Annotated in this window: 25 protein-coding genes and 1 riboswitch; of the genes, 17 read left to right on the forward strand and 8 right to left on the reverse strand. The window is 69.5% G+C overall.

What is annotated here, in order from left to right; all coding sequences use genetic code 11:
- Positions 1–564 precede the first annotated feature (564 nt).
- Complete coding sequence (dnaB, locus tag ACFVU2_RS04740; RefSeq protein WP_387871651.1) at positions 565–1,941, forward strand: replicative DNA helicase; 1,377 nt, start codon at positions 565–567, stop codon at positions 1,939–1,941.
- 28 nt (positions 1,942–1,969) lie between these two features.
- On the opposite strand, the gene ACFVU2_RS04745 is transcribed toward dnaB, so the two are convergent.
- The 3 genes from ACFVU2_RS04745 to mgtA form a co-directional block, all read right to left on the reverse strand.
- Positions 1,970–2,143, reverse strand: a complete 174-nt coding sequence (locus ACFVU2_RS04745; RefSeq protein ID WP_387871653.1) for a hypothetical protein — start codon at positions 2,141–2,143, stop codon at positions 1,970–1,972.
- A 66-nt stretch (positions 2,144–2,209) separates the two neighbouring features.
- The gene (locus ACFVU2_RS04750) at positions 2,210–2,923 is read right to left on the reverse strand and encodes an MgtC/SapB family protein (RefSeq protein ID WP_387871656.1); all 714 of its coding nucleotides are present in this window, start codon (positions 2,921–2,923) and stop codon (positions 2,210–2,212) included.
- A 13-nt stretch (positions 2,924–2,936) separates the two neighbouring features.
- Positions 2,937–5,666 carry a magnesium-translocating P-type ATPase gene (mgtA, locus tag ACFVU2_RS04755; RefSeq protein ID WP_387871657.1) on the reverse strand — a complete coding sequence of 910 codons (2,730 nt, stop codon included), beginning with the start codon at positions 5,664–5,666 and terminating at the stop codon, positions 2,937–2,939.
- A gap of 244 nt (positions 5,667–5,910) precedes the next feature.
- A riboswitch (M-box (ykoK) riboswitch) is annotated at positions 5,911–6,082 on the reverse strand.
- A 129-nt stretch (positions 6,083–6,211) separates the two neighbouring features.
- On the opposite strand from mgtA, the gene ACFVU2_RS04760 reads away from it, so the two are divergent.
- Positions 6,212–6,751 carry a hypothetical protein gene (locus tag ACFVU2_RS04760; RefSeq protein WP_387871660.1) on the forward strand — a complete coding sequence of 180 codons (540 nt, stop codon included), beginning with the start codon at positions 6,212–6,214 and terminating at the stop codon, positions 6,749–6,751.
- A 27-nt stretch (positions 6,752–6,778) separates the two neighbouring features.
- Here the strand turns inward: ACFVU2_RS04760 and ACFVU2_RS04765 are convergent, their stop codons facing one another.
- Positions 6,779–7,477, reverse strand: a complete 699-nt coding sequence (locus ACFVU2_RS04765) for a Pr6Pr family membrane protein (protein WP_387871662.1) — start codon at positions 7,475–7,477, stop codon at positions 6,779–6,781.
- A gap of 97 nt (positions 7,478–7,574) precedes the next feature.
- Between ACFVU2_RS04765 and ACFVU2_RS04770 the strand changes: the two genes are divergently transcribed.
- Both ACFVU2_RS04770 and ACFVU2_RS04775 read left to right on the forward strand, forming a co-directional pair.
- Positions 7,575–8,174, forward strand: coding sequence for a DUF308 domain-containing protein (locus ACFVU2_RS04770; RefSeq protein WP_387871665.1), 600 nt, complete (start codon positions 7,575–7,577; stop codon positions 8,172–8,174).
- Positions 8,171–8,476, forward strand: coding sequence for a hypothetical protein (locus tag ACFVU2_RS04775; protein WP_387871668.1), 306 nt, complete (start codon positions 8,171–8,173; stop codon positions 8,474–8,476). The genes ACFVU2_RS04770 and ACFVU2_RS04775 overlap by 4 nt, the downstream gene beginning before the upstream one ends.
- Before the next feature lie 79 nt (positions 8,477–8,555).
- On the opposite strand, the gene purB is transcribed toward ACFVU2_RS04775, so the two are convergent.
- The gene (purB, locus tag ACFVU2_RS04780) at positions 8,556–9,935 is read right to left on the reverse strand and encodes an adenylosuccinate lyase (protein WP_387871671.1); all 1,380 of its coding nucleotides are present in this window, start codon (positions 9,933–9,935) and stop codon (positions 8,556–8,558) included.
- Between the two features lie 78 nt (positions 9,936–10,013).
- Complete coding sequence (locus tag ACFVU2_RS04785; protein ID WP_021765237.1) at positions 10,014–10,397, reverse strand: phage holin family protein; 384 nt, start codon at positions 10,395–10,397, stop codon at positions 10,014–10,016.
- 90 nt (positions 10,398–10,487) lie between these two features.
- Here ACFVU2_RS04785 and ACFVU2_RS04790 point away from each other — a divergent pair, with 90 nt between their 5' ends.
- The 4 genes from ACFVU2_RS04790 to ACFVU2_RS04805 all read left to right on the forward strand — a co-directional run bounded on the left by ACFVU2_RS04790 (position 10,488) and on the right by ACFVU2_RS04805 (position 15,588).
- A complete protein-coding gene (locus ACFVU2_RS04790; RefSeq protein ID WP_387871673.1) occupies positions 10,488–11,597 on the forward strand; it encodes a pyridoxal phosphate-dependent aminotransferase in 1,110 nt (369 codons plus the stop codon).
- Positions 11,598–11,601: 4 nt separating this feature from the next.
- Positions 11,602–12,741 (forward strand): pyruvate dehydrogenase (acetyl-transferring) E1 component subunit alpha, encoded by a 1,140-nt coding sequence (pdhA, locus tag ACFVU2_RS04795; RefSeq protein WP_387871676.1) that lies wholly within the window; start codon positions 11,602–11,604, stop codon positions 12,739–12,741.
- Positions 12,742–13,046: 305 nt separating this feature from the next.
- The gene (locus ACFVU2_RS04800; protein ID WP_387872394.1) at positions 13,047–14,057 is read left to right on the forward strand and encodes an alpha-ketoacid dehydrogenase subunit beta; all 1,011 of its coding nucleotides are present in this window, start codon (positions 13,047–13,049) and stop codon (positions 14,055–14,057) included.
- Between the two features lie 25 nt (positions 14,058–14,082).
- Positions 14,083–15,588 (forward strand): dihydrolipoamide acetyltransferase family protein, encoded by a 1,506-nt coding sequence (locus tag ACFVU2_RS04805; protein ID WP_387871679.1) that lies wholly within the window; start codon positions 14,083–14,085, stop codon positions 15,586–15,588.
- 102 nt (positions 15,589–15,690) lie between these two features.
- Here the strand turns inward: ACFVU2_RS04805 and ACFVU2_RS04810 are convergent, their stop codons facing one another.
- A complete protein-coding gene (locus ACFVU2_RS04810; RefSeq protein ID WP_387871681.1) occupies positions 15,691–17,133 on the reverse strand; it encodes an APC family permease in 1,443 nt (480 codons plus the stop codon).
- Positions 17,134–17,194: 61 nt separating this feature from the next.
- Positions 17,195–18,292 carry a zinc-binding dehydrogenase gene (locus ACFVU2_RS04815; protein ID WP_387871684.1) on the reverse strand — a complete coding sequence of 366 codons (1,098 nt, stop codon included), beginning with the start codon at positions 18,290–18,292 and terminating at the stop codon, positions 17,195–17,197.
- A gap of 154 nt (positions 18,293–18,446) precedes the next feature.
- Between ACFVU2_RS04815 and ACFVU2_RS04820 the strand changes: the two genes are divergently transcribed.
- From ACFVU2_RS04820 to ACFVU2_RS04860, 9 genes are all read left to right on the forward strand, one after another.
- Complete coding sequence (locus tag ACFVU2_RS04820; RefSeq protein ID WP_387871686.1) at positions 18,447–19,574, forward strand: PucR family transcriptional regulator; 1,128 nt, start codon at positions 18,447–18,449, stop codon at positions 19,572–19,574.
- 97 nt (positions 19,575–19,671) lie between these two features.
- Positions 19,672–20,580 (forward strand): metal ABC transporter solute-binding protein, Zn/Mn family, encoded by a 909-nt coding sequence (locus ACFVU2_RS04825; protein ID WP_387871689.1) that lies wholly within the window; start codon positions 19,672–19,674, stop codon positions 20,578–20,580.
- Positions 20,577–21,437 carry a metal ABC transporter ATP-binding protein gene (locus ACFVU2_RS04830; protein WP_387871691.1) on the forward strand — a complete coding sequence of 287 codons (861 nt, stop codon included), beginning with the start codon at positions 20,577–20,579 and terminating at the stop codon, positions 21,435–21,437. The genes ACFVU2_RS04825 and ACFVU2_RS04830 overlap by 4 nt, the downstream gene beginning before the upstream one ends.
- Positions 21,434–22,321 carry a metal ABC transporter permease gene (locus tag ACFVU2_RS04835; RefSeq protein ID WP_387871694.1) on the forward strand — a complete coding sequence of 296 codons (888 nt, stop codon included), beginning with the start codon at positions 21,434–21,436 and terminating at the stop codon, positions 22,319–22,321. Before ACFVU2_RS04830 ends, ACFVU2_RS04835 begins: the two co-directional genes overlap by 4 nt.
- A gap of 9 nt (positions 22,322–22,330) precedes the next feature.
- Positions 22,331–22,738 (forward strand): Fur family transcriptional regulator, encoded by a 408-nt coding sequence (locus ACFVU2_RS04840; protein ID WP_387871696.1) that lies wholly within the window; start codon positions 22,331–22,333, stop codon positions 22,736–22,738.
- Between the two features lie 139 nt (positions 22,739–22,877).
- Complete coding sequence (rpmB, locus tag ACFVU2_RS04845; RefSeq protein WP_387871699.1) at positions 22,878–23,114, forward strand: 50S ribosomal protein L28; 237 nt, start codon at positions 22,878–22,880, stop codon at positions 23,112–23,114.
- Positions 23,114–23,281 carry a 50S ribosomal protein L33 gene (gene rpmG, locus ACFVU2_RS04850; RefSeq protein ID WP_021760158.1) on the forward strand — a complete coding sequence of 56 codons (168 nt, stop codon included), beginning with the start codon at positions 23,114–23,116 and terminating at the stop codon, positions 23,279–23,281. The genes rpmB and rpmG overlap by 1 nt, the downstream gene beginning before the upstream one ends.
- A 2-nt stretch (positions 23,282–23,283) precedes the next feature.
- On the forward strand, positions 23,284–23,589 hold the full coding sequence (gene rpsN, locus ACFVU2_RS04855) for a 30S ribosomal protein S14 (RefSeq protein ID WP_271177651.1): 306 nt from the start codon (positions 23,284–23,286) through the stop codon (positions 23,587–23,589).
- Positions 23,590–23,819: 230 nt separating this feature from the next.
- Positions 23,820–24,107 carry an HU family DNA-binding protein gene (locus ACFVU2_RS04860; RefSeq protein WP_021760167.1) on the forward strand — a complete coding sequence of 96 codons (288 nt, stop codon included), beginning with the start codon at positions 23,820–23,822 and terminating at the stop codon, positions 24,105–24,107.

Here is a 24,107-nt window from a genome sequence, read left to right on the forward strand (position 1 = left end):
GCGGCCGTGGCTGAGTGGGGGTGGTGGTCACGGGGGCGTCTCCTCGGGTCCCGGGGGCGGGCGGGGCGCGGCGCCCCCCCCCCCCCCGCTACACCTCGTTAAGGCGACTTGTCCCCGGTCTTGTACACAGGTCGACACGCCCGGAAATCTGCTCTGACCACAGATGCGGAAGTAGTTTCTACACACACCCTGGGGATAGAAAAATACCTGGTCAGTGAAGGTATAACGACAGAAATATCTTCCCTGTCCACACCTTTTCCCACATGTTCTGCACAAGCTGGGCGGCGTTTCGCGCAGATTCTCCACACAGTTATCCACAGGTCGAGTTGTGGACGTCGGGGCGGGTTCGTAGGGTGAAGCGACGCCGATGGATCGCCCGCCGGATGGACCGGTTCTGTCGGTGGTCAGCGCGACCATCGCAAGATGGCGGCGCGCGGTCCCGGGGCCGGTGACCGCCGGTCCTCGAACCCGGCGGCGCGCCTGCACGCGTCACCGTGCCCGGCGGCGAAGCTGAGACCGCGACCACGCCTGCGTGGACGCTGCGGTCCGTGAGGAGGAGAGAACGTGTCGATCGCCCATATCGGCCTCGCCGACGCAGGCGCACCCGCGACCGAGCCCCGGAACGCCGAGCGGACCCCTCCGCACGACCTCCTCGCCGAACAGAGCGCGCTCGGCGGAATGCTGCTCAGCAAGGACGCGGTCGCCGATGTGGTCGAGGTCGTGCGCGGCACCGACTTCTACATCCCGAAGCACGAGATCATCTATGACGCGATCCTCTCGCTCTACGCCCACGGCGAGCCGACGGACGTCATCACCGTCACGGACGAGCTCACGAAGCTGGGCGAGCTGTCCCGAGCCGGCGGCGCGGAATACCTCCACACGCTGACGAGCCTCGTCCCCACCGCCGCCAACGCGGGCTACTACGCCAACATCGTCACCGAGAAGGCCCTCCTGCGCCGCCTCGTCGAGGCCGGAACGCGCATCACGCAGATGGGCTACAAGGCCGAGGGCGAGGTCCTCGACCTCGTCAACAATGCGCAGGCCGAGATCTATTCGGTGACGGGGGCCCAGGAGGCGGAGGACTACGTCCCGCTGACCGAGGCCGTCACCGTCGCGATCGACGAGATCGAGGCGGCGAGCCACAAGGACGGCTCCATGACGGGTGTCCCGACCGGTTTCAGCGAGCTCGACGAACTGACGAACGGTCTCCACCCCGGTCAGATGGTCATCGTCGCGGCACGACCCGCGCTCGGAAAGTCGACCCTGGCGCTCGACTTCGCCCGTGCCGCGGCCATCAAGCACGACATGCCCACCATCTTCTTCTCACTCGAGATGGGGCGCAGCGAGATCGCGATGCGTCTGCTCTCCGCCGAGGCCACCGTCCCGCTGCAGAGCATGCGGAAGGGAAAGGTCGACAGCAAAGACTGGACGACCATCGCCTCCACCCGCGGCCGCATCAACGACGCACCGCTCTACATCGACGACAGCCCGAACATGACGCTCGTCGAGATCCGGGCCAAGTGCCGCCGCCTGAAGCAGCGCGTCGGTCTCAAGATGGTTGTCATCGACTACCTCCAGCTCATGACGAGCGGCAAGCGCGTCGAGAGCCGTCAGCAGGAGGTCTCCGAGTTCTCCCGTGCCCTGAAGCTCCTGGCCAAGGAGCTGCAGGTCCCGGTCATCGCGCTGTCCCAGCTGAATCGTGGCCCGGAGCAGCGCGCCGACAAGCTTCCCGCGCTGAGCGACCTCCGCGAGTCCGGCTCGATCGAGCAGGACGCCGACATGGTGATCCTCCTGCACCGCGAGTCCGCCTACGAGAAGGACAACCCGCGCGCGGGCGAGGCCGACCTGATCGTCGCCAAGCACCGAAACGGCCCGACCAAGACCGTCACCGTGGCCTTCCAGGGCATGTACTCCCGCTTCACCGACATGGCGCCGATGTGATCCACCCTGCGTACGGCATCTGGAGGGGCTACGTGAACGCCTTCCGGAGCCAGACGAGATAGGCCGTCGCGAAGACCAGGACGACGCCGACATTCGTCCCGAGCCGCCACCAGAAATGCTCGCGGAGGAAGAGCACGTCCAGCGTGACGATGATGCCGACCATGAGCACGAGATACACGGCGACGAAGATGATGTGCCTCATGATGCCGTCTCCCTTCCTGCGCCCCTCGATGCAAGTATGCGCGCGAGGACCGGTCGCCAGCACCCGCTAGTCGACCGGCGCCGTGTCGGCCGCGGTCCAGCGGACGGCGGTGACGGCCTCCGTGCGGACGACGGCGGCGAGGGCCTCCTCGATCGCGCGATCGTCGCGTTCGTCGCTGTGCACGGCCGCGGTGATCAGCACGGCGCCGTCCGGTTCGTCCGTCGCGGTGATCGAGCGCACCGTGAACGCGGGCCGGTGGACGGCGTCGAAGACCAGGGCGCGCACGTCGGCCTCCGACTCGACCCGGCACCGGACCTCGAAGGTGTAGTCGACCTCCGCGCTCTCCAGCCCTGTGCTCCCCGTCCGGCGATCGAGAAGGCGACCCAGCGGCCGCAGTGCCGTGTTGGCGAGCATGATGACGAGGGTCCCGCCGGCGGCGACGAGGGTGAGGCCGCCGCCGGCGAGTGCACCCACCGCGGCGGACGCCCAGAGGGTCGCCGCGGTGTTCAGCCCGGAGATGGAGGCGCCCTGCTTCATGATGACGCCGGCGCCGAGGAAGCCGATACCCGAGACCACCTGGGCGGCGACGCGTGTGGGGTCGGCGCCCGGGCCGTGGAAGCTGTAGGCGCCCATCACGACGAACAGCGCGGCTCCGAGACTCACGAGAGCGTTCGTACGTACCCCGGCGGTACGGGCGCGCCATTGGCGTTCGAGGCCGATCAGCGCGCCGCAGCCGACGGCGAGGAGCACGCGCAGGGCGATGTCGATGGTGTCGGTCATCGGTTTCCTCTTCTCAGATCCAGGTGCCGTAGCGGCGGATGAACAGGGACTTGGCCACCTGCGTGAGGGCGCAGTATGCGGCGAGGGTCGCCACCAGCCACGGGAAATAGGTCCACGGGAGCGAGACCAGCCCGAGGTCGTGACCCCAGCCCGTGAACGGCAGCACGAGTCCGAAGACGCAGACTGCGCCGGTGGCCAGCAGCACCGGGAGGCTCGCCCGGGACTGCGCGAACGGCAGTCGCTTGGTGCGCAGCAGGTGCACGATCAGGGTCTGCGAGATGATCGACTCCACGAACCAGCCCGACTGGAAGAGAGCGGCGTGCGCAGGGCTGTTCGCCTGGAACACGAACCACATGAGGGCGTAGGTCGTCAGGTCGAAGATCGACGAGATCGGCCCGATGCGGATCATGAACGACGAAAGGCTCTTCGACTCCCACGCGCGCGGCTTCTTCAGATCCTCCTTGTCGACCCTGTCCCACGGCAGGGTGAGCATCGACAGGTCGTAGGTGAGGTTCTGCACGAGCACGACCAGGGGGATCATCGGGATGAACGGCAGCAGCGCGCTGGCGACGAGGACCGAGAACATGTTCCCGAAGTTCGACGACGCGGTCATCTTGATGTACTTCATGGTGTTGACGAAGGTGCGTCGGCCCTCGATCACCCCGCCCTCGAGGACGGTGAGGTCCTTCTCGAGCAGGATGATGTCCGCGGACTCCTTGGCGATGTCCACGGCGGTGTCGACGGAGATCCCGACGTCGGCGGCTCGCAGGGCGGCCGTGTCGTTGATCCCGTCACCGAGGTAGCCGACGGTGTGCCCGTGACGGCGCATCGCCTCCACGATCCGCGCCTTCTGTGCCGGGGCGACTTTCGCGAACACGGTCGTCTCCTCGGCGAGAGCGCCGAGCTCCTCGAGCGACAGTTCCTCGGTCTCGGGCCCGAGCACGATGGTGCCGACGTCGATCCCGACCTTCCCGCACACCGCGGCAGCGACCAGTGCGTTGTCGCCCGTGATCACCTTCACGTCCGTTCCGTGCCTGCGAAGGCTGGCGATGGCAGCGCCGGCGCTCGCCTTCGGCGGGTCGAGGAAGGCGAGGAAGCCGAGCAGAGTCAGGCCGTCCTCATCGTCGCGGGTGTACTCGGTGCGGTCGCGATCGGCGAACTCGCGGACGGCCACGGCCAGCACACGCAGCCCCTGCGCGTTCTGCTCGGCGACGAGCTGGTCGATCTCGGCCAGCCGACCCGGCGTCAGCGCGCTGTCTCCGCTGCGGACCCGCTCGGACGTGCACGCGGCCAGCACCTCCTCCGCCGCCCCCTTCGTGATCAGCAGGTGCGCGTCGCCGCGGTCGACGACGACGGACATGCGGCGCCGCTCGAAGTCGAACGGCAGCTCGTCGATCAGCGTCCACTCGCGTCGGATGCGGTCGAGCTCGTCGGGTCCGGCCGCGGCGATCACCGCCTCGTCGAGCAGATTGCGCAGCCCGGTCTGGAAGAGGGAGTTGGCGGCCGCGTGGCCGAGCGTCGTCTCGCTCGAGCGCCCCGCGGTGTTCAGGTGCCGCTCGAGGACGATGCGGTCCTCGGTGAGCGTGCCTGTCTTGTCGGTGGCGAGCACGTCGATGGCGCCGAGGTTCTGGATCGAGTTGAGCCGCTTGACGATCACCTTGCGCTTCGCCATGAACTGGGCGCCCTTCGCGAGGTTCGCGGTCACGATCAGCGGGAGCATCTCCGGGGTGAGGCCCACCGCGGTGGTCACGCCGAACAGGAACGCGGTCGTCCAGTCCTTGGTGAGACCGTTGATGACGAAGACGACTGGGACCATGATCAGCATGAAGCGGATGAGGGTGGTCGTCACGCGGCGGATCCCGAGGTCGAAAGCGGTCTCCGGGCGTGCGCCCACGAGAGCCGACGACAGGCTGCCGAACGAAGTGGACCGGCCGGTCCCGACAACGACGCCCGTGCCCGAGCCGGACACGACCGACGTGCCCATGAAGGCCAGGTTCGCGGCGTCGAGGAGGTTCGCCTCCACCACGTCCTCGTCCGCTGCGGAGGACTTCTCGGCCGGGAGCGCCTCCCCCGTGAGCATGGACTGGTTCACCTGCAGGTCCTTGGCCCTGACGATGCGGAGGTCGGCCGGGATCATGTCGCCGGCCGCCAGCTGGACGATGTCGCCGCGGACGACCTCCTCGACCGGGATCTCGGAGGTCACGGGAGTCCCGTGCGCAGCCCGCGTCACGGCCGTGGTGGTGCGCACCATCGCCTTCAGCTGCTCGGCAGCGCGGGAGGAGCGGTACTCCTGCCAGAACCGCAGGACCACACTGACCAGCACCATGATGCTCACGGTCACCACGCCGGTGTAGTCCGGTCCGTCCCCCGGGTCGGCGAAGACGATGTCCGTGAACACCATGACCACGACCAGGAAGAGCAGGATCAGGATGAACGGGTTGCGGAACGTGGCCAGGAACTGAACGATGGCGGGCGCGGGCTTCCCGTGGTCCACGCCGTTGTCGCCGAATCGGGCGCGGCGGCTGCGGACCGCCTCATCGGTCAGGCCGATGAGCTCCGTCGAGAAGGACTTGAGGGTCGCGTCGGCGGGGAGCCGGGCGGATTCGACGAGCACGCGCTGCTGTGCGGCGGGGAGGGAGCCCCGACGGAGCCGGTCGCGGCTCGCCTCGTCGGCCGGACCGGATCGGCCGCCGCGGACGGCCGGGTTCAGAGTGTCGAGGTCGGTGCGGAAGAAGGGACGCATGAGGGTTCTCCTCGGATTTCAGGCGCGCTGAGACACCCGCCACCGCTCGGGTGGAAGGGGCGCGCGAAAGCGCTGAACAGGGGATGCCCGCGGAGACGACTCGGAAGGTCGTGGTCAGAGGGACCGCATCGGAACCGGCCCGCGAGCGCAGAGAGATCGACTGTCGCCGTCGCTCATCGGGTCACCTCCTCCACGGTCGGCAGACCTTCGCAGACGCGGGAGCGCGAAGCACGATGCTTCATCCTGGACACTTCCACGTAAGAGTTTTGGCACTGCACGACGTGTCCCACCACAGTGGGAAGCCACTTGGGATCACCCCTTGAGCCGGGGAGACCTGTCCTGATCTTGGGCGTCTCTCGACGTCGTGAGATCAGTGGCCTGTGTTCGCGCAGGAGCCTCGCCTAACGAAGTGCTGCGTGACGACCATAACAGGCCGCGCACCTGTCGGCCGGAAACCTGAACGTTTTCGATGCAGCCGCCGCGCGCTCGCGGGATCATCCTGCGGGATGACGCGCGGCGATACCCGGTGCGGGTCTAATGGAGGAATGGACACGATCCTCCTCCCCCTCCTGCAGAGCGCAGGCGCGGTCGCACTCGCGGTGGTCGCGTTCTCGCTGGCGTTCACGTGGACGACGCTGCGTGCGCCTCTGGACCGTCTCACCACCGAACGTTCGCGCCTGTTCGGTTACCTCGGGCTCGGCGTGGTGCTGATGCTCGCAGCGGCCGTCGTATACCTCGTTCCCGGTCTGCTCCTGCGCGACACGATCGGACTAGCGCTCGCCTTCCCCCTCGCCGCCGTGTGGCTGATCGCCGCCGTCGCGCTCCTCGTCACCGGTCTCGTCCAGACCGGGTCCGCCCGAGCCGTGTCTTACGCCTTCGCGGTGGTGTCGTTCGCCGGGGCGGCGGCGGGCATCGTCTCAGCCGTCTTCGCTCAGCACGGCCTCGCGGACCGCATCACGCCGACCGGGGCCTTCCTGCTGGTGATCGGCGGCATCACCGCCGTCGTGGTGTGGTCGGGGCGCGAAGACGATGCGGGATCCGCTCCCACGCAGAACCCGATGTACGGCCGCCCCGCGGCACGCTGACGACTCGGCTGACGACTCGGTGACGGTTCAGGGCGCGTCGGCATCTGCCGGAAGCGGCCTGCTCCCCCGCCACCGCCGGGAGACCCAGACGGCCCCGTAGCCGACGCACAGGATGACCGCGGCGATCAGCACGATGTAGAACGCCACCGAGAGGTAGCCGTTCGCCGAGGTCGCCGGGTTGAGGAACGGGTACGGGTACCACGGCTGGCGGCCGGTGTTGGGGTCCGCGGCGATCGGCGCCCGCAGCAGGGTGTAGACGGCCCAGACGATCGGGAAGGCGGCGATGCCCCAGACGACGCGGCGGCGCAGTGGCGCCCGAGCGGGTGCGAACAGCCAGTCGACCAGCATGTAGAGCGGCGCGACGACATGGAGCACCTCGTTCGACCACGGGACGGTCTCGCCCTGCGGAAGCGGGATGTTGCGCAGCAGGAGGTTGTAGACGACACCGGTGGTCACCATGTAGGTCACGACGGCCGCGCGGAGGGCGGTGAACCATCCCGGGTCGTCGCCGGAACGGGTGAACAGCAGCGCGGCGCCGATGGCGAGCACGACCACCGTGGCGACATTCGCGTCGATCGTGAAGAAGCTCAGAAAGTTCGCGATCAGGCCCGGGATGCTCCCGCCCAGCTTCGCGGTCTGCCCGATGCTGTTCGCCAGCTGGGCGATGATGGCGGCGGCCGTGAGCAGTGCCATGACCGTGCGCAGTGCTCCGAAACCGATCCGCATGGCGCGATCGTAGCGTTCGTGGGGCCCGGCGCGCGGCAAACGCGCAGGTAGGCCACGGCTAGACTGGACCGGAAACCTGTATGAGAGAGGTCGCCGAGTGGCACCCGCCGTTCCTGCCCAGATCCAGGGGATTCAGACTCCGAGCCGATACTGGGTCGTCCCCGCCGTGCGCGCCGTCATCGCGCTCGCCGCTGCCGTCGTCGTCACCTTCACGCAGGGGGCGCACACCCCGGTCTTCGGCCTGATCGTCTTCGGCTCGTTCGCGATCGCAGACGGCGTCGCGACCGCACTGCTCACCTTCTTCTTCGGACCGCGCTCGCTGACGCGCACGCTGTTCGTCATCCAGGGCGTCATCGGCGTCGTCGCCGGTGTGCTGGCCCTGACCCTCACCGGCAGCGGTCTCGGCCTGTTCCTCTACCTCGTCACGGTGTGGGGTGCCCTCACCGGCTTCCTCGAGCTCTACAGCGGCCTGCGCGACCGCGGCCGCGACGCCGCAGCACGCGACTGGCTCGTGACGGGCGCCCTCACGGCGGTGCTCGCCCTCGTCCTGCTCCTCGTGCCCGCGGACGCGCTGCTGGCCGTCGGCCTGTTCGGCGCCTGGGCCGTCATCGTCGGCGTCTTCCAGGGCATCGGGGCCGTCTCGCTGCGATCCGCTGCCCGCTCGCACGCGGCGGTGCGTCAGACGGAGACATCGTGACCAAGCGCGACAAGAAGGCCCCCAGCGTGACCTCCAACCTCCAGCCGACCCGCCGCGACCGCTTCCTCCCCGTCGAGCTGCTCTCGATCTCGGGCGGCCTGGGCATCTTCACCGGCCTCATCGTCCTGATGGCGACCCGCGAGATCCTGCTCGCAGGCATCTTCTTCGGCGTCGCGTTCATCCTCGCGCTCATCCTGATGGCTCTCTTCGCACTCGCCTTCAAGCCCAACGCGGCCGAGGTCGAGGACATCCTCGAGCAGGACGCCGAATCGCGCGACAAGGACAAGCCCTCGGGTCACTGACCCCACCGCTCCCCCGATCAGACGACGAGAGGCCGCCGGCGCAGTGCCAGCGGCCTCTCGCGTTCGCGGGGTGTGACGCTCAGAGCAGGGCGACGAGCTCCGAGGCGAGACCGACGTAACCCGCCGGCGTGAGCTCGAGCAGGCGGTTCTTCGCGGCCTGGCTGATGTCGAGGCCGTTGACGAACTCGGTGAGGCCGGCGTGATCCACGCGCTTGCCGCGCGTCAGCTCCTTGAGCAGCGCGTACGGGTCGGTGATCGTCGAACGACCGGCGGTGACCTCCGCGCGGATCACGGTCTGGATGGCCTCGGCGAGCACCTCCCAGTTGGCGTCGAGGTCGGCGGCCAGAGCGCTCCGGTCCAAGGAGATCTGACCCAGGCCGCGCTGGATGTTGTCGAGCGCGAGCACCGAGTGGCCGAGGCCGACGCCGATGTTGCGCTGGGTGGTCGAGTCGGTCAGATCGCGCTGCAGGCGGCTGGTGACGAGCGTCTGCGAGAGGGAGTCGAGGACGGCGCTCGAGAGCTCCAGGTTGGCCTCGGCGTTCTCGAACCGGATCGGGTTGACCTTGTGCGGCATCGTCGACGAGCCGGTGGCTCCGGGCTCGGGGACCTGACGGAAGTAGCCGAGCGAGATGTAGGTCCACAGATCGGTGCAGAGGTTGTGCAGCACGCGGTTGGCGTGGGAGATGCGGGTGTAGAGCTCGGCCTGCCAGTCGTGCGACTCGATCTGGGTGGTGAGCGGGTTCCAGTCGAGGCCGAGGCTGCTGACGAACTCGCGCGAGATGCGCGGCCAGTCGGCCCCGGGGTCGGCGACGAGGTGCGCGGCGAACGTGCCGGTGGCGCCGCTGAACTTGCCGAGGTACTCGGTCTGCTCCACCTGCTTGCGGATGCGCTCCAGGCGGTGCACGAAGACGGCGAGCTCCTTGCCCATCGTGGTCGGCGTCGCCGGCTGGCCGTGGGTGCGGGCGAGCATCGCGTCGTCGCGGTACTGCAGCGCCTGGGCGCGCAGCTCGGCGACCACGGCGCGGAACTTGGGCAGCCAGACGCGGTTGACCGCGGCGCTGACCGTGAGCGCGTAGGAGAGGTTGTTGATGTCCTCGCTGGTGGCGGCGAAGTGGGTCAGCTCGGCGATGTGGTCGAGGCCGAGAGCGTGGAGGCGCTCGCGGACGAGGTACTCGACCGCCTTGACGTCGTGCTTGGTGGTCGCCTCCAGCTCCGCGAGACGGTCGATCTCCGGCTGCCCGAAGCCGTCGGCCAGCGCCCGCAGCGAACGGATCTGCTCGGCCGTCAGCGGCGACGAGCCGAACATCCGGTGCCCGGTGAGGTAGATGAGCCACTCGACCTCGACCTGCACGCGCGCCCGGTTGAGGCCCGCCTCGGAGAGGTGGTCGCCGAGGTCGACGACCGCGGAGCGGTACCGGCCGTCCAGAGGGCTCAGGGGCTGGGGAGGCAGGGCGGTCATGGGACTCCTCGCGAGGATCGGCGTGTGGGGTTCGCCGCCTATTCTCCCATCACCGCGCGCCCGGCGCTCCCGCGGCCGTCAGCTGCGGTTCGGGCGGACGATCAGCCCGAACAGCCACGCGATGATGCCGAGCACGAGGGCCCCGAGGACTCCCGCCCAGAAGCCGTCCACATGGAGGCCGAACCCCATCGCGTCGCTGATCCACGAGACGATCAGCAGCAGGAGGGCGTTCACGACCAGTGAGATCAGCCCGAGCGTGATGATGTAGATCGGGAACGCGACGATGCGGATGGCCGTGCCGATCACGGCGTTCACCACGCCGAAGATCACCGCGATGAGCAGGTACGTCAGCACAGTGGCGGAGGTGGTGTCCTCGTACGGGTGCACGGTGACGCCGCTGACGATGAGCGTCGTGAGCCACAGCGCCAGGGCGTTGATGATGACCTTGAGCAGGAATCGCATGGCCCCATCATTCCAGGCCCGGCGCGTCGGAGACAGGGCTGCCCTGAAGGAATTCCCCCGCGGGAATGCGGGCGAGACTAAGTTGGTCAGGTGACTTCCGAAGACGCGCTCGGCGTGAAGCTCCGGCCCGAGATCGTGGCGGTCCCCGCCTATCGGCAGGGGCGGGCCGCGCCGGCGGACGGCTTCAAGCTGTCCAGCAACGAGAACCCCTATCCCCCGCTCCCCTCCGTCGTGGAGGCGGTGAGCGCGACCCTGGGCGAGCTCAACCGCTATCCCAACGCGGGCGGCGCCGATCTGCGGCAGCTGCTCGCCGAGCGGCACGGCGTCGATGTCGGGCAGGTGCATCTCGGCAACGGTTCGGTCGCCCTGCTCTCGCAGCTGATCTCGGCGGCAGCCGGCACCGGCGACGAGGTCGTCTACGCCTGGCGTTCGTTCGAGGCGTATCCCGGGCTCGTGACGGTCGCCGGTGCGACGAGCGTGCAGGTCCCCAACCGCGCGGACGGCGGCCACGATCTCCCGGCGATGGCCGCGGCGATCACCGACCGCACGCGCGTCGTCATCGTCTGCACGCCGAACAATCCGACCGGACCGGTCGTGACGGCCGGCGAGTTCGAGACGTTCATGGCGTCGGTGCCCGGGGATCTGCTGGTGCTGCTGGACGAGGCGTACTACGAGTTCGTCACCGACGACGACTCGGTGGACGGCATCCCGCTGCTCGAGCGCTACCCCAATCTCGTGGTACTCCGCACCTTCTCCAAGGCCTACGGCCTGGCCGCCCTGCGGATCGGCTACGCCGTGGGGCCTGCGGCGGTGCTCGACGCGGCACGCTCCGCGGCCATCCCGCTGTCGGTGACCGACGCCTCCCGCGTCGCCGCGATCGCCTCCATCGAGGCCGAGGACGAGCTCATGGAGCGCGTCGCCCGCGTCGCCATGCGGCGCGACCGGCTGCGGGAGGCGCTGCTCGCGCAGGGCTGGGTGGTGCCGCAGGCCCAGGGCAACTTCCTCTGGCTTGCGACGGGCGCCCAGACCGAATCCGCCAACGACGCCTTCTTCGATGCCGGGCTCACCGTGCGCGCATTCGCCGGCGAGGGCATCCGGATCAGTGTCGGAGAGCAGGAATCTGTGGACAAACTCCTTGAGGTCGCCGCCGATATTGTGCGGAACCTACCAATTGACCATGCCGCCAAGCAGTTAGGTTAGAACGGTGGTTGCGACGAACGATATCCCGCGCCCGGCGAACACCGTCCAGCTGCTGACAGCTGACGGCCGGTTCCAGCCGAGCGACGCGGCCGGCGAGTACCTCCCCTATCTGGAGAGGCTCGACGAAGACGATTACCGGCGCTTCTACCGCGACATGGTCCGGGTGCGCGCTTTCGACACGGAGGCGGCCAACCTCCAGCGCCAGGGCCAGCTCGGCCTGTGGGTGCCGAGTGTGGGCCAGGAGGGTGCGCAGGTCGGTTCGGCCCATGCGGCCAAGCCCCAGGACCACCTCTTCCCCTCGTACCGCGAGCACGTGGTCGGGATGGTGCGCGGCATCGATCCCGTCGGGATCCTCGCCCTCCTCCGCGGCGTCACGCACGGCGGCTGGGATCCGACCGACCCGGCGGTGAACAACTTCCACCTCTACACGCTGGTGATCGGCTCCCAGACCCTGCACGCCACCGGCTACGCGATGGGCATCGCGTTCGACGGCCAGGTCGGCACGGGGGACCCGGACGTCGACGCGGCAGTGATCGCCTACTTCGGCGACGGTGCGACGAGCCAGGGCGACGTGAGCGAGGCGTTCGTCTTCGCGGCGAGCTATCAGACGCCGCAGGTCTTCTTCCTGCAGAACAACCAGTGGGCGATCTCCGTGCCCGTGTCGACGCAGTCGCGCACCCCGCTCTACCTGCGTTCGAGCGGGTTCGGCATCCCGGGCGTGCAGGTCGACGGCAACGACGTCCTCGCGTCGTATGCGGTGACGGCGAAGCACCTCGACGACGCGCGCAACGGCGAGGGCCCGAGCATGATCGAGGCGCTGACGTACCGCATCGGTGCGCACACCTCGAGCGACGACCCGACGAAGTACCGGACCGACGAAGAGACCGCCTACTGGGCGGAACGCGACCCCATCCTCCGCTTCCGGGCCTTCCTGGAGCAGCAGGGCATGGGGCAGGCGTTCTTCGACGGTGCGGACGAGGAGGCGGCCGACCTGGCCGCCGATGTGCGCCGGCGCACCCTGCAGCTGGGGCCGCCGCCCATCCAGTCGATGTTCGACAACGTCTACAGCGAACCGCATCCCGTCATGGAGGAGCAGCGGCGCTGGCTCGAGGAATACGAGTCGTCCTTCGGAGGTGACGCGTGAACGAGGTGCGGAGTGACGCCGAGTACGTGGAGGCCGAGCTGATCGACGACCACGGGAGCCAGGGAGAGCACGCCGACGGCGAGCCCCAGGCCGACACCGAGGCGATCGACGTGGTCGAGATCGTCGAGAGCGACCCCGACGGACGCGTGCTCGAGCAGCACGTGGCCGAGCAGGAGTGGACGCGCGAGTTCTCGATCGACGACGTGAGCGCGGCGGATGTCGCGGCCGGCGAGCAGAGCGACGAGCAGAGCACTGAGCAGAGCGACGTCGATGCGGAGGCGGTCGGCGAGGCCGAGCCGGAGCCTGTGACGGCCGTCGCGCCCGAGGCCCCCGAGCCTCCCGTGCAGAACCTCCCCCTGGTCAAGGCGCTCAACGCCGGTCTGCGCCGCGCGCTCGCCGAGGACCCGAAGGTGCTCATCCTGGGCGAGGACGTCGGCCCGCTGGGCGGCGTCTTCCGGGTGACCGAGGGTCTCCAGAAGGAATTCGGACCGCAGCGCGTCGTGGACACGCCGCTCGCCGAGGCCGGCATCGTCGGCACCGCGATCGGCCTCGCCATGCGCGGCTACCGGCCGGTCGTCGAGATCCAGTTCAACGGCTTCGTGTTCCCCGGCTTCGACCAGATCACGACGCAGCTGGCCAAGATGACCAACCGCCACAGCGGCGCGGTCTCGATGCCCATCGTGATCCGCATCCCGCACGGCGGCCACATCGGCGCCGTGGAGCACCATCAGGAGGCTCCCGAGGCGTACTTCGCGCACACGGCCGGGCTCCGGATCGTCGCGCCGTCGACCCCGCACGACGCCTACTGGATGATCCAGGAGGCCATCCGGTCGGACGACCCCGTGATCTTCTTCGAGCCGATGAGCCGCTACTGGCCCAAGGGCGAGGTCGATCTGGTCGAGAACGAGACGCCGCTGCACGCCAGCCGCGTCGTGCGCACCGGTACCGATGTGACCGTGGTCGCCTGGGCCGGCATGGTCGCGGTGGCGCTGCGTGCAGCCGAGATCGCCGCCGAGGAGGGGCGGAGCATCGAGGTCGTCGACCTGCGTTCGCTCTCCCCCGTCGACTACGGGCCCGTGGTCCAGTCCGTGCAGAAGACCGGCCGGCTGGTCATCGCTCAGGAGGCCCCGGGCAACGTCTCGGTGGGCTCCGAGATCGCCGCGACCGTCTCCGAGCGGGCGTTCTACTCGCTGGAGTCCCCGGTGCTGCGGGTGGCCGGATTCGACACCCCCTTCCCGCCGGCCAAGCTCGAAGAGACGTACCTTCCCGACGCCGACCGCATCCTCGAGGCCGTCGACCGCGCGCTCGCGTTCTGAGCGCGCCAACCGAAAGAAGTCGCACATGAGCGAGTCCCAGTTCCTGCTGCCCGATGTGGGCGAGGGTCTGACCGAGGCCGAGATCGTCTCGTGGAAGGTCGCACCCGGCGAGCCCGTCGCGGTCAACCAGGTCATCGTCGAGATCGAGACCGCCAAGTCGCTCGTCGAGCTGCCGTCGCCCTTCGAGGGCACGGTGGGCGAGCTGCTGGTGTCGGAGGGGCAGACCGTCGAGGTCGGCACCCCGATCATCACCGTGACCGGGGGCGCCGCCACGGACGAGCCGGTCGCCCCCGTGAGCGAGGTGGCCGAGGCCGCCGCCGACGCTGCGGCGAGTGTCTCGCACGAGGTGGACGAGCCGAAGGCGGGCGCCGTGCTCGTCGGCTACGGTGCAGCGGGTCACGGCACGAGCCGTCGACGCCGCGTCACGCACCCGGGGACAGCAGCGCTGCCGGTCGTGACCCAGGCCACGATCCCGGTGCCGGCTCAGGCACCGGCCGCGCCGCCCGCACCCGCCGCCGCGGCCCCCGCATCCGCGCCGGCTGCACCGGCTCCGGCGGCCGCAGCGCCCACGAACGCAGCGCCCACGAACGCAGCGCCGACGAACGCGCCCGTCTCCGCCCCGGCCTCCCCCAGCGCTCAGGCCCCGGCCGGCCACGCCGTGTCCACCGGCGCCCCGGTGATCGCCAAGCCGCCCATCCGCAAGCTCGCCAAAGACCTGGGCGTCGACCTCACCACGGTCACCCCCACCGGTCCGATCGGCGACGTGACGCGGGACGACGTGCTGCGCGAGGCGACCCAGGCGAGCGTCTTCCGCAACATCCAGACGCCGGAGTGGCCGGACGACCGCGAGGAGCGCATCCCGGTCAAGGGCGTGCGCAAGGCCATCGCCACGGCGATGACGACGAGCGCGTTCAGCGCCCCGCACGTGAGTCTCTTCGTCGACGTGGACGCCACGCGCACGATGGAGTTCATCAAGCGCCTCAAGAACTCGGCCGACTTCGTCGGCATCAAGATCTCCCCGCTGCTCATCGTGGCGAAGGCGATCATCTGGGCCGTGCGCCGCAACCCCACCGTCAACTCCACGTGGACGGACGAGGAGATCATCATCCGCCACTACGTGAACCTCGGCATCGCCGCGGCCACGCCGCGCGGACTGATCGTCCCGAACGTCAAAGAGGCGCAGAGCATGACGCTCCTCGACCTGGCGAAGTCCCTCGAGCAGCTCACCCTGACGGCGCGCGACGGCAAGACGTCGCCTGCCGAGATGGCGGGCGGCACCATCACGATCACCAACATCGGCGTCTTCGGGATGGACACGGGCACGCCCATCCTGAACCCCGGCGAGGTCGGCATCGTCGCGCTCGGCACCATCAAGCAGAAGCCGTGGGTGGTCGACGGCGAGGTGCGCCCGCGCTACGTCACGACGGTCGGCGCATCGTTCGACCACCGCGTGGTCGACGGCGACGTGGCCTCGCGATTCCTGGCCGACGTGGCCTCCATCATCGAGGAGCCGGCTCTCCTCCTCGACTGACGCGCAGCACCGCGGCGCACAGCGAGAAGCCCCGCCCGGGACCGTGAACGGTCGACCGGACGGGGCCTCCTCGGTTGGGGGATACCGAGGTCTCGCGAGACGTCAGCCGATGCCCTCCAGGACGTCGGTCTCCGTCGAGCCGATGGCGTCGATGACGTCCGGCCGGTTCTTCTTGACCCATGCGTAGCGGCCCACGCCGGCGATGACGGCGACGAGGAACAGCAGCGGGATGATGTTGAGCGGGAACGCGGGCACGGGCACGACGTTCACCCAGAACACGTAGGCCATCCCGCCGACCGCCACGACCACGCAGGGCCAGACGAGCCAGTTCTTGATGCCCATGCGGCGCAGGAAGATCGGGGCGGCGATGGCGACGGCTGCGTACGCGACCATGTAGCCGAACGTGCCGAAGGTGTCGACCCAGACGAGCACGTCGTTCGCGTCGACCCCGAACAGGTACAGCACGACCGGGACGAGGATGACCAGCGGCGCGAAGACGAGCAGCGCGCGGTGCGGCGTGAGCAGCTTGGCGTGCGTGGTGCCGAGGTACTTCGGCGCGACGCCCTCCTTACCCATCACGTAGACGATGCGGCCGATCACGTTGAGCGGGGCGACGACCACGGCGAAGAAGGAGGCCGCGATCCCGAGGTTCAGCACGGGGTTGAACCAGCTGGGCAGGCCGACGATGGTCGCGATGTCGTCGAGCGGGCTGATGGACTCGCCGAGCTTGTCGCCGAGCACGACGACCTGCGTGTAGGCGGCGAACACGTACAGGACGCCGACGCCGAGGGCGCTCCACATGATCGCGCGCGGGATGGCCTTGAAGGGATTGCGTGCCTCGCGGCCCAGCGCGTCGGCGCTCGAGAAGCCGACGAAGCCGAGGATGGCGAGCACCATCCCGATCGCGACGCCCTGCGGCTCCACGCCCTCCAGCGTGAACTGCGACGGGTCGAATGCCGCGGGGCCGGCGTTCGCCAGCGCGATGACGAGAAGGATGGTGATGATCGTGACGGAGACGATCTCGAGCACCAGGGACACGCGAGCCGAGACCCGGACGCCCCACACGGTGAAGAGCGCGGCCAGCCCGCCCAGCACCACTGCGATGAGGACCTGCCCGGCGACGCCGCTGATCCCGACGCCGATCTGGTTGAGGAAGGCGCCGAAGTGGATGACCGCACCGCTCAACGAGCCCGCGGCGATGCCGAAGCACCCGATCACGAGCGTGAGGCCGGTGAGGAAGGCGCCGAAGGGCCCCAGGCCGGCGGCGGCGTAGTTGTAGAGGGACCCCGCCGACGCGCGGCGCTTGGCGAACTGCGAGATGCAGTAGCCGACGGCCAGGATGACGACGGTCGCGAGGGCGAACGACAGCCAGGTGCCCTTGCCCGCCGTGACGAAGATCGCGGCGGCGGTGAAGGCGATGACGGCGGAGGGGGCGATGTTGGCGATGGCCTGGGCGACGAGCTCGGCGCCGCCCATGGCGCCACGGCGCAGGCCGCTCTCATTCGCGTCCGGGCGCGCCGGGGTGGTGGTTTCGGTCGAAGACAACGGTGTCCTGCCTTTCGGGGGGTGAGGACGGGGAAGTGGGGTGGGGCTCAGGGGATGCGGCTCAGGGGATGAGCAGGGTGCGCAGCGCGGTGCCCTCCTGCAGGGCGTCGAGCGCCTGCTCCGCCTCGGCGAGCGGACGGCGTCCGCTGACGAGCAGGTCGAGCTCCAGGTCGCCGTCCATGTAGCGGTCGACGAGCGCGGGGATGTCGATCGACGGCCGCACGCTTCCGTAGTTGGAGCCGAGGATGCGCTGGTCGGCCTCGGCGAGCACGAGCGGCTCGAACGAGGCGCGGGCGCCTGTCGGGGGCAGGCCGACGATGACGGCGGCCCCGCCGAGCCCGAGCATGCGGATGGCCTGCTCGGTGGTGGCGGTGTTGCCGATGGCGTCGAATGCGTAGTCGACGCCATCGGGGAGGATCTCGTGGAGGGCCGCCACGGCATCCTGCTTGGACGCGTCGATCTCGTCCGTCGCCCCGAGGCGGCGGGCGAGCGCGGTCTTCTCCGCGCGCACGTCGACGGCGACGATGCGCGACGCGCCGGCGAGGCGGGCGCCCTGGATGACGGAGAGTCCGACGCCGCCGCAGCCGATCACGACGACGATGGAGCCGGGCTCGACGGCGGCGGTGTTGGTGACAGCGCCGACACCCGTCGCGACGGCGCAGCCGACGAGGGCGATGACGTCGAGGGGGGCGTCGTCGCGCACCTTGATGGCGCCCGAGGCGGGGACAACGGCCTCCTCGGCGAAGGAGGAGACTCCGAGGTAGTGGTGGATGGGCTCGCCGTCGATGGACAGGCGGGAGGTGCCGTCCTGCAGCACGCCGTTCGGAGCGACCACGTTGGCGGCGACCTGGCAACGCGCTTCGTGGCCGGCGAGGCAGTAGCGGCACTCGTTGCACGGAGCGACCCAGGAGAGCACGACGTGGTCGCCCTCGGCGAGGGTCGAGACGCCGGGGCCGACGGCCGTGACGACGCCGGAGCCTTCGTGTCCCATCACCAGGGGGGAGGGCGCGTCCCATTCGTTGCGCCGTACGTGGAGGTCGGAGTGGCAGACGCCGGCGGCGGCGATGCGCACGCGGACCTCCCCCGCGCCGGGTTCGGCGAGGTCGACGTCGGTGTACTCGATGGTGCTGTCGGTGCTGTCGAAGACGATGGCTTTCACTGCGGGTTCCTCAGGGGTTCGGGGCGCGTCATTACGATGGTGGAAATGCTATGAGCAGTGCTCAGCGCCGGATACCCGCCGTTTCGTCCACCCGCTCGCACCGGGCACGCCGAAACGTCATCCGGCCGCCGCCGACCGGAGGAGAGGAGTGGCGATGGAGGCCGAACCCGCCCCTGCGACCGACCCCGCTCCCAACGTCGACGCCGCGGAGGCCCGCCTGGTGTCGAGCGGGATCATCTCGCTGACCCTCGCAGCGCGTCGCGGCGGCACCGAGGGCGTCGTCACGACCCTCTCCCGCCTCCTGAATGGCTGGGCGGTGCTGGTCGACCGGTACGGCGAGCCGATCTCGGCGGTGGGCGCCGGCCGCGTCCACATCGACGACGCGATCACGGCGGCGACGCTGCGGAGCAGGCGGCAGCGCAACGCGGAGCTGCAGACGTTCCCGGTCGGCCGGGCGGAGGACCCGCGGGCGACGCTGGTGGTCTCGGCTCGGCGCGGAGCGACCAGCCGGACCCGCGATCTCGCGACCCAGGCGGCCGCCCTCCTCGACCTCACCTACTTCCCGTCGCGGGACGCGCGCCTCGAGCAGCTCGCGCGTCAGGACGTCGTCGAGGTGCTGCTCAACGCTCCTGCCGCGCTCGCGCGCTCGGTGGCCGCACGGTGGGGGCTGACCGGCGGCGAGTTGGTGGTGTGCATCGTCAAGTCGCGCTCGCGCGCCGTGGTGCTCGAGACGAAGGCGCTCGACTGGCTCGAGGAGCTCGAGCTGCCGCCGGTGGCGGGGATGCTCGACGGCGACGTGGTCGTGGTCATCGCGCCGGAGGCCGTCGCCGCGTGGATCGACCGCGTCGTGGTGGCTGCGACGGCCGAGCTCGTCCCCGTGCGCTGCGGCATCAGCGCCCTGGCGGCTCCGGGCGCGCTCGCCGAAGCGCGCTCGCAGGCGGTCCGCGCGGTGGGTGTCGCGCTGGCGGACGATCGGCCCGCCGTGGAGTTCGCGCGCATGGCGAGCGTCGCGGAGCTGCTGCGCGCGCTCCCCTCGTCCGCGGTCACGGCCCTGGTGGAACCCCTTCGCCCGCTCGCGGCGGAGACCGATGGACAGCTCCTGCAGTCGCTGCGCGTCTTCCTGACCGAGAACGGGAGCTGGGAGGCCGCGGCCACGCAGCTCGGCGTGCACCGGCACACGCTGCGCAACCGGATGCAGAAGATCGAGGAGCTGACCGGGCTCTCGATGACGAGTGCGGAGGACCGCGCCCTGGCCTGGCTGGCACTTCAGGCGCAGAGTTGATTTTGACAATCATTCTCAACAAGGCGTAGGTTCGTACCGGCCCGACTTCCGTGCCGCCACGAATCACACACCACGCAGACTTAGACAGGTCCCGCTCATGCAGAAGCGCCCCCTCCTCGCGATCGCCCTCACGGCGGCCGCGGCACTCGCCCTCACCGGCTGCTCCGCCGCCTCCTCCGGATCCTCGACCGATGACGGGAAGGTCCGCATCGTCGCCAGCACGAATGTGTACGGGGACATCGCCTCCACCATCGCCGGCGACGCCGTCGAGGTGACCTCGATCATGGACGACCCCGCGCAGGACCCCCACTCGTTCGAGGCCAGCGCGCAGAACCAGCTCGCGATCTCGAAGGCCGACATCGTCATCGAGAACGGCGGCGGCTACGACGACTTCGTCGACACCATGCTGAAGGCCGCGCCCAATGACAAGCGCACCGTGCTCAACGTGGTCGACATCTCGGGCAAGAAGGCGACCGACGGCGAGCTCAACGAGCACGTCTGGTACGACTTCCCGACCGTCCAGAAGCTGGCTGACAAGCTGGTCACGACGCTCTCGAAGGTCGACCCGTCGCAGGCGTCGACCTTCACCGCCAACGCGAAGGCCTTCGGCGAGAAGCTCACGGCGCTCGAGAACCGCGAGGCCCAGCTCAAGACGCAGTACGCCGGCGAGGGCGTCACCATCACCGAGCCGGTCCCGCTGTACCTTCTCGAGGCCGCCGGCCTGGAGAACAAGACCCCCGAGGCGTTCAGCGAGGCCATCGAGGCGGGCACCGACGTCTCTCCCGCCGTGCTGCAGGAGATGCTCGCGGTCATCCAGGGCGGCGGTGTGAAGCTGCTCGCCTACAATGAGCAGACCAGTGGCCCCGAGACCGAGAAGGTGCTCGCCGCCGCCAAGGCGGCCGGCGTCCCCGTGGTGCCGGTGACCGAGACCCTCCCGAGCGGCAAGGACTACATCGGCTGGATGAACGCGAACGTGGACGCCGTGGCCAAGGCCCTCGGGGAATGACCGAACCCCTCGCGCGGGTTCCCGCGCCCACCGATCGAGGTGTCGTGCTCCAGCTGCGCGACGCCTCGCTCGGCTTCGGCGAACGGACGCTGTGGAGCGGCCTGGACCTCGAGGTGCACGCCGGCGAGTTCGTCGCTGTGCTCGGCCCGAACGGGTCGGGCAAGACCAGCCTGCTGCGCGCCATCCTCGGCCAGCAGCGGCTCGACGGCGGCACGATCACGTTCGACGGCCATGCCGTCCGCCGCGGCGACCGCCGCATCGGGTACATCCCTCAGCAGAAGCTGATCCCCGCCGGGACGCCGATGCGGGCCCGCGACCTGGTGCGCCTGGGCGTCGACGGCCACCGCTGGGGCTTCCCCCTCCCCAACCGGGTCGACCGCGCCCGCACCGACGAACTGATCGACGCGGTCGGCGCCCGCCGCTACGCGGACGCCGCCGTCGGGTCGCTCTCCGGTGGCGAGCAGCAGCGGCTCCGCGTCGCGCAGGCGCTCGCCGGTGACCCGGCGATGCTGCTCTGCGACGAACCCCTGCTGTCGCTCGACCTGCAGCACCAGCGCGGCGTCAGCGAGCTGATCGACCGCCGCCGCCGCGAGCACGGCAGCGCGGTCGTGTTCGTGACGCACGACGTGAACCCGGTGCTCGGGATGGTGGACCGCGTCCTCTACCTGGCCGGCGGCCGGTTCCGCACCGGCACCCCGGACGACGTTCTGCGCAGCGATGTGCTCACCGACCTGTACGGGACGCCGGTCGACGTCATCCGCAGCCGCGGGCGCATCGTCGTCGTGGGCATCCCCGACTCCGAGACCCACGCGCACCACGACCACACCCATGCACCCCACCCGGAGCCGGCCCCATGATCGTCCACCTCGCCGCCTCGGGCGACCTCTGGTCGCAGCTGTTCTCGTTCGCCGACTACGGCGAGCTGCTCGCGCTCGTCAAGAACTCGATCTTCGCGGGCGCCGTCCTCGGCGTCGTCGGCGGTCTGATCGGCGTCTTCGTGATGCAGCGCGACATGGCCTTCGCCGTGCACGGGATCAGCGAGCTCTCTTTCGCCGGCGCCGCGGCCGCTCTGCTGTTCGGTGCGAACGTGGTCGTCGGCTCCCTGTTCGGCTCGCTGATCGCCGCCGTCCTGATCGGGCTGCTCGGGGCGAAGGCCCGCGACCGCAACTCGATCATCGCCGTCCTCATGCCGTTCGGCCTGGGGCTCGGGATCCTGTTCCTGGCGCTCTACCCCGGCAGGAGCGCGAACAAGTTCGGCCTGCTCACCGGGCAGATCGTCTCCGTCGACGACCCGCAGCTCGGCTGGCTCATCGGGATCGGCGTCGTCGTCCTGATCGGGCTGCTCCTGATGTGGCGCCCCCTCACCTTCGACAGCCTCGACGCCGACGTCGCCGCCGCCCGCGGCATCCCGACCCGGTTCGTCGCCCTGGCCTTCATGGTGCTCCTCGGGCTGGCGGTGGCCGTCTCGGTGCAGATCGTCGGGGCGCTGCTGGTGCTCTCGCTGCTCGTGACCCCGGCCGCCGCGGCGATGCGGGTCTCCTCGTCCCCGATCGGTGTGCCGGTGCTCAGCGTGGTGTTCGCGCTCGTCTCGGTCGTCGGCGGCATCATGCTGGCGCTCGGCAGCTCGCTGCCGATCAGCCCGTACGTCACCACCATCTCCTTCGTCATCTACGTCGTGTGCCGGCTGGTCGGCGTGCGCCGCGAACGCGGCTCACGGCGTCTCGTGAGCCAGGCGGGATAGCCTGGCCTCGTGAAGCGCAACACCTGGCAGCGGGAGGCCGTCCGAGAGGCCCTGTCCTCGACAGAGGGCTTCATCAGCGCGCAGTCGCTGCACCTCAGCCTCCACGAGGCCGGCTCCCCCATCGGCCTCGCGACGGTGTACCGGGCGCTCGCCGACCTCGCTTCGGAGGGCGACGCCGACTCGCTCCAGTCGCCCGAGGGCGAGAGCCTCTACCGCGCGTGCACCGGTGGCCATCACCACCACCTGATCTGCCGCAACTGCGGGCTGACCGTCGAGATCGAGGCCGACGCCGTCGAGGAGTGGGCCCGGGCCGCCGCGGCCGCGCACGGCTTCACCCAAGCGCAGCATGTCGTCGACGTGTTCGGCCTGTGCGAGAACTGCTCCGCTCAATTTGCCAGCAGCTCGGGCGTGTCGTAGAGTTGTTCTTTGGCTGAGTGGGCTCCTCCCGCTCAGTATCGTGTACGGACCCCCACACCCTTCCAAGCGTGGGAAGTCGTGCGCCGACAAGTGACCTTGGGTGAGGCCGTCCGGCCTCACGGTATTGGAGAAGAAAGCTATGGCAGCAGTGTGCCAGGTGACTGGAGCCGTTCCCGGCTTCGGTCACTCGATCTCGCACTCGCACCGTCGCACCAAGCGCCGGTTCGACCCGAACATCCAGAAGAAGACGTACTACGTTCCGTCGCTTCGCCGTAATGTGACCCTCACCTTGAGCGCCAAGGGCATCAAGGTCATCGACGCTCGTGGCATCGAGTCCGTCGTCAAGGACCTCCTGGCCCGTGGGGAGAAGATCTAATGGCAAAGCAGCAGGACATCCGTCCGATCATCAAGCTCCGTTCGACGGCGGGCACCGGGTACACCTACGTGACCCGCAAGAACCGTCGCAACAACCCTGACCGCCTCGTGCTCAAGAAGTACGACCCTGTCGTGCGCAAGCACGTCGACTTCCGAGAGGAGCGCTAAACATGGCCAAGACGTCCAAGATCGCCAAGAACGAGCAGCGCAAGGTCATCGTCGAGCGCTACGCCGCGAAGCGTGCCGAGCTCAAGAAGGCCCTCGTCGACCCGAACGGCACCGACGAATCCCGCGAGGCCGCGCGCCTCGGCCTGCAGAAGCTCCCCCGCGACGCTTCGCCGATCCGCGTGCGCAACCGCGACGCCGTCGACGGCCGTCCGCGTGGAAACCTCAGCAAGTTCGGCATCTCCCGCGTGCGCTTCCGCGACATGGCGCACCGTGGCGAGCTGCCCGGTATCACCAAGTCCAGCTGGTAACCAGCAGACCACGCACGAAGGGGCGTCCGGCAACGAGCCGGGCGCCCCTTCGTCGTCCCCGGGGGCGCCGCTACGGTGAAAGACCGGTGAGAAACGCCGAAAATCCGCGTGTTTCCGCGGATTCCTGATACATTCGAGGCGGTCATCCGACCAACCGTTATGGCCCTCCGCGGCCGTGGCTGTTCCACTGCAAGCTGTAGATCCAGCACAACGTCCGAGGAGGACACTCAATGGCTGACAAGTCGCTGAACAAGACCGAGCTCGTCGCTGCCGTCGCCGCGGCGTCGGGGCAGAGCCAGGCCACCGTCTCCGGTGTCGTCGACGCGTTCTTCGCGACGATCTCCGAGACCGTCGCCGCCGGTGGCAAGGTCACCATCCCGGGCTGGCTCGCCGCCGAGCGCACCGAGACCGCTGCCCGCACCGGCCGCAACCCGCAGACCGGCGCTGAGATCTCGATCCCGGCCGGCCACCGCGTCAAGCTGACCGCGGGCTCGAAGCTGAAGGCTGCTGTCAAGTAG

It is taken from the genome of Leifsonia sp. NPDC058194, from assembly GCF_042883605.1.
In the GTDB taxonomy this organism is placed as follows: domain Bacteria; phylum Actinomycetota; class Actinomycetes; order Actinomycetales; family Microbacteriaceae; genus Leifsonia.

Bases quoted from the DNA above. Each gene is read 5' to 3' on its own strand.
- mgtA (WP_387871657.1), bottom strand. From the start codon at position 5,666: ATGCGTCCCTTCTTCCGCACCGACCTCGACACTCTGAACCCGGCCGTC.
- rpmB (WP_387871699.1), top strand. From the start codon at position 22,878: ATGGCAGCAGTGTGCCAGGTGACTGGAGCCGTTCCCGGCTTCGGTCAC.
- ACFVU2_RS04745 (WP_387871653.1), bottom strand. From the start codon at position 2,143: ATGAGGCACATCATCTTCGTCGCCGTGTATCTCGTGCTCATGGTCGGC.
- purB (WP_387871671.1), bottom strand. From the start codon at position 9,935: ATGACCGCCCTGCCTCCCCAGCCCCTGAGCCCTCTGGACGGCCGGTAC.
- ACFVU2_RS04835 (WP_387871694.1), top strand. From the start codon at position 21,434: ATGATCGTCCACCTCGCCGCCTCGGGCGACCTCTGGTCGCAGCTGTTC.
- ACFVU2_RS04760 (WP_387871660.1), top strand. From the start codon at position 6,212: ATGGACACGATCCTCCTCCCCCTCCTGCAGAGCGCAGGCGCGGTCGCA.
- ACFVU2_RS04825 (WP_387871689.1), top strand. From the start codon at position 19,672: ATGCAGAAGCGCCCCCTCCTCGCGATCGCCCTCACGGCGGCCGCGGCA.
- ACFVU2_RS04830 (WP_387871691.1), top strand. From the start codon at position 20,577: ATGACCGAACCCCTCGCGCGGGTTCCCGCGCCCACCGATCGAGGTGTC.
- ACFVU2_RS04805 (WP_387871679.1), top strand. From the start codon at position 14,083: ATGAGCGAGTCCCAGTTCCTGCTGCCCGATGTGGGCGAGGGTCTGACC.
- rpmG (WP_021760158.1), top strand. From the start codon at position 23,114: ATGGCAAAGCAGCAGGACATCCGTCCGATCATCAAGCTCCGTTCGACG.
- ACFVU2_RS04750 (WP_387871656.1), bottom strand. From the start codon at position 2,923: ATGACCGACACCATCGACATCGCCCTGCGCGTGCTCCTCGCCGTCGGC.
- rpsN (WP_271177651.1), top strand. From the start codon at position 23,284: ATGGCCAAGACGTCCAAGATCGCCAAGAACGAGCAGCGCAAGGTCATC.
- ACFVU2_RS04820 (WP_387871686.1), top strand. From the start codon at position 18,447: ATGGAGGCCGAACCCGCCCCTGCGACCGACCCCGCTCCCAACGTCGAC.
- ACFVU2_RS04785 (WP_021765237.1), bottom strand. From the start codon at position 10,397: ATGCGATTCCTGCTCAAGGTCATCATCAACGCCCTGGCGCTGTGGCTC.
- ACFVU2_RS04860 (WP_021760167.1), top strand. From the start codon at position 23,820: ATGGCTGACAAGTCGCTGAACAAGACCGAGCTCGTCGCTGCCGTCGCC.
- ACFVU2_RS04765 (WP_387871662.1), bottom strand. From the start codon at position 7,477: ATGCGGATCGGTTTCGGAGCACTGCGCACGGTCATGGCACTGCTCACG.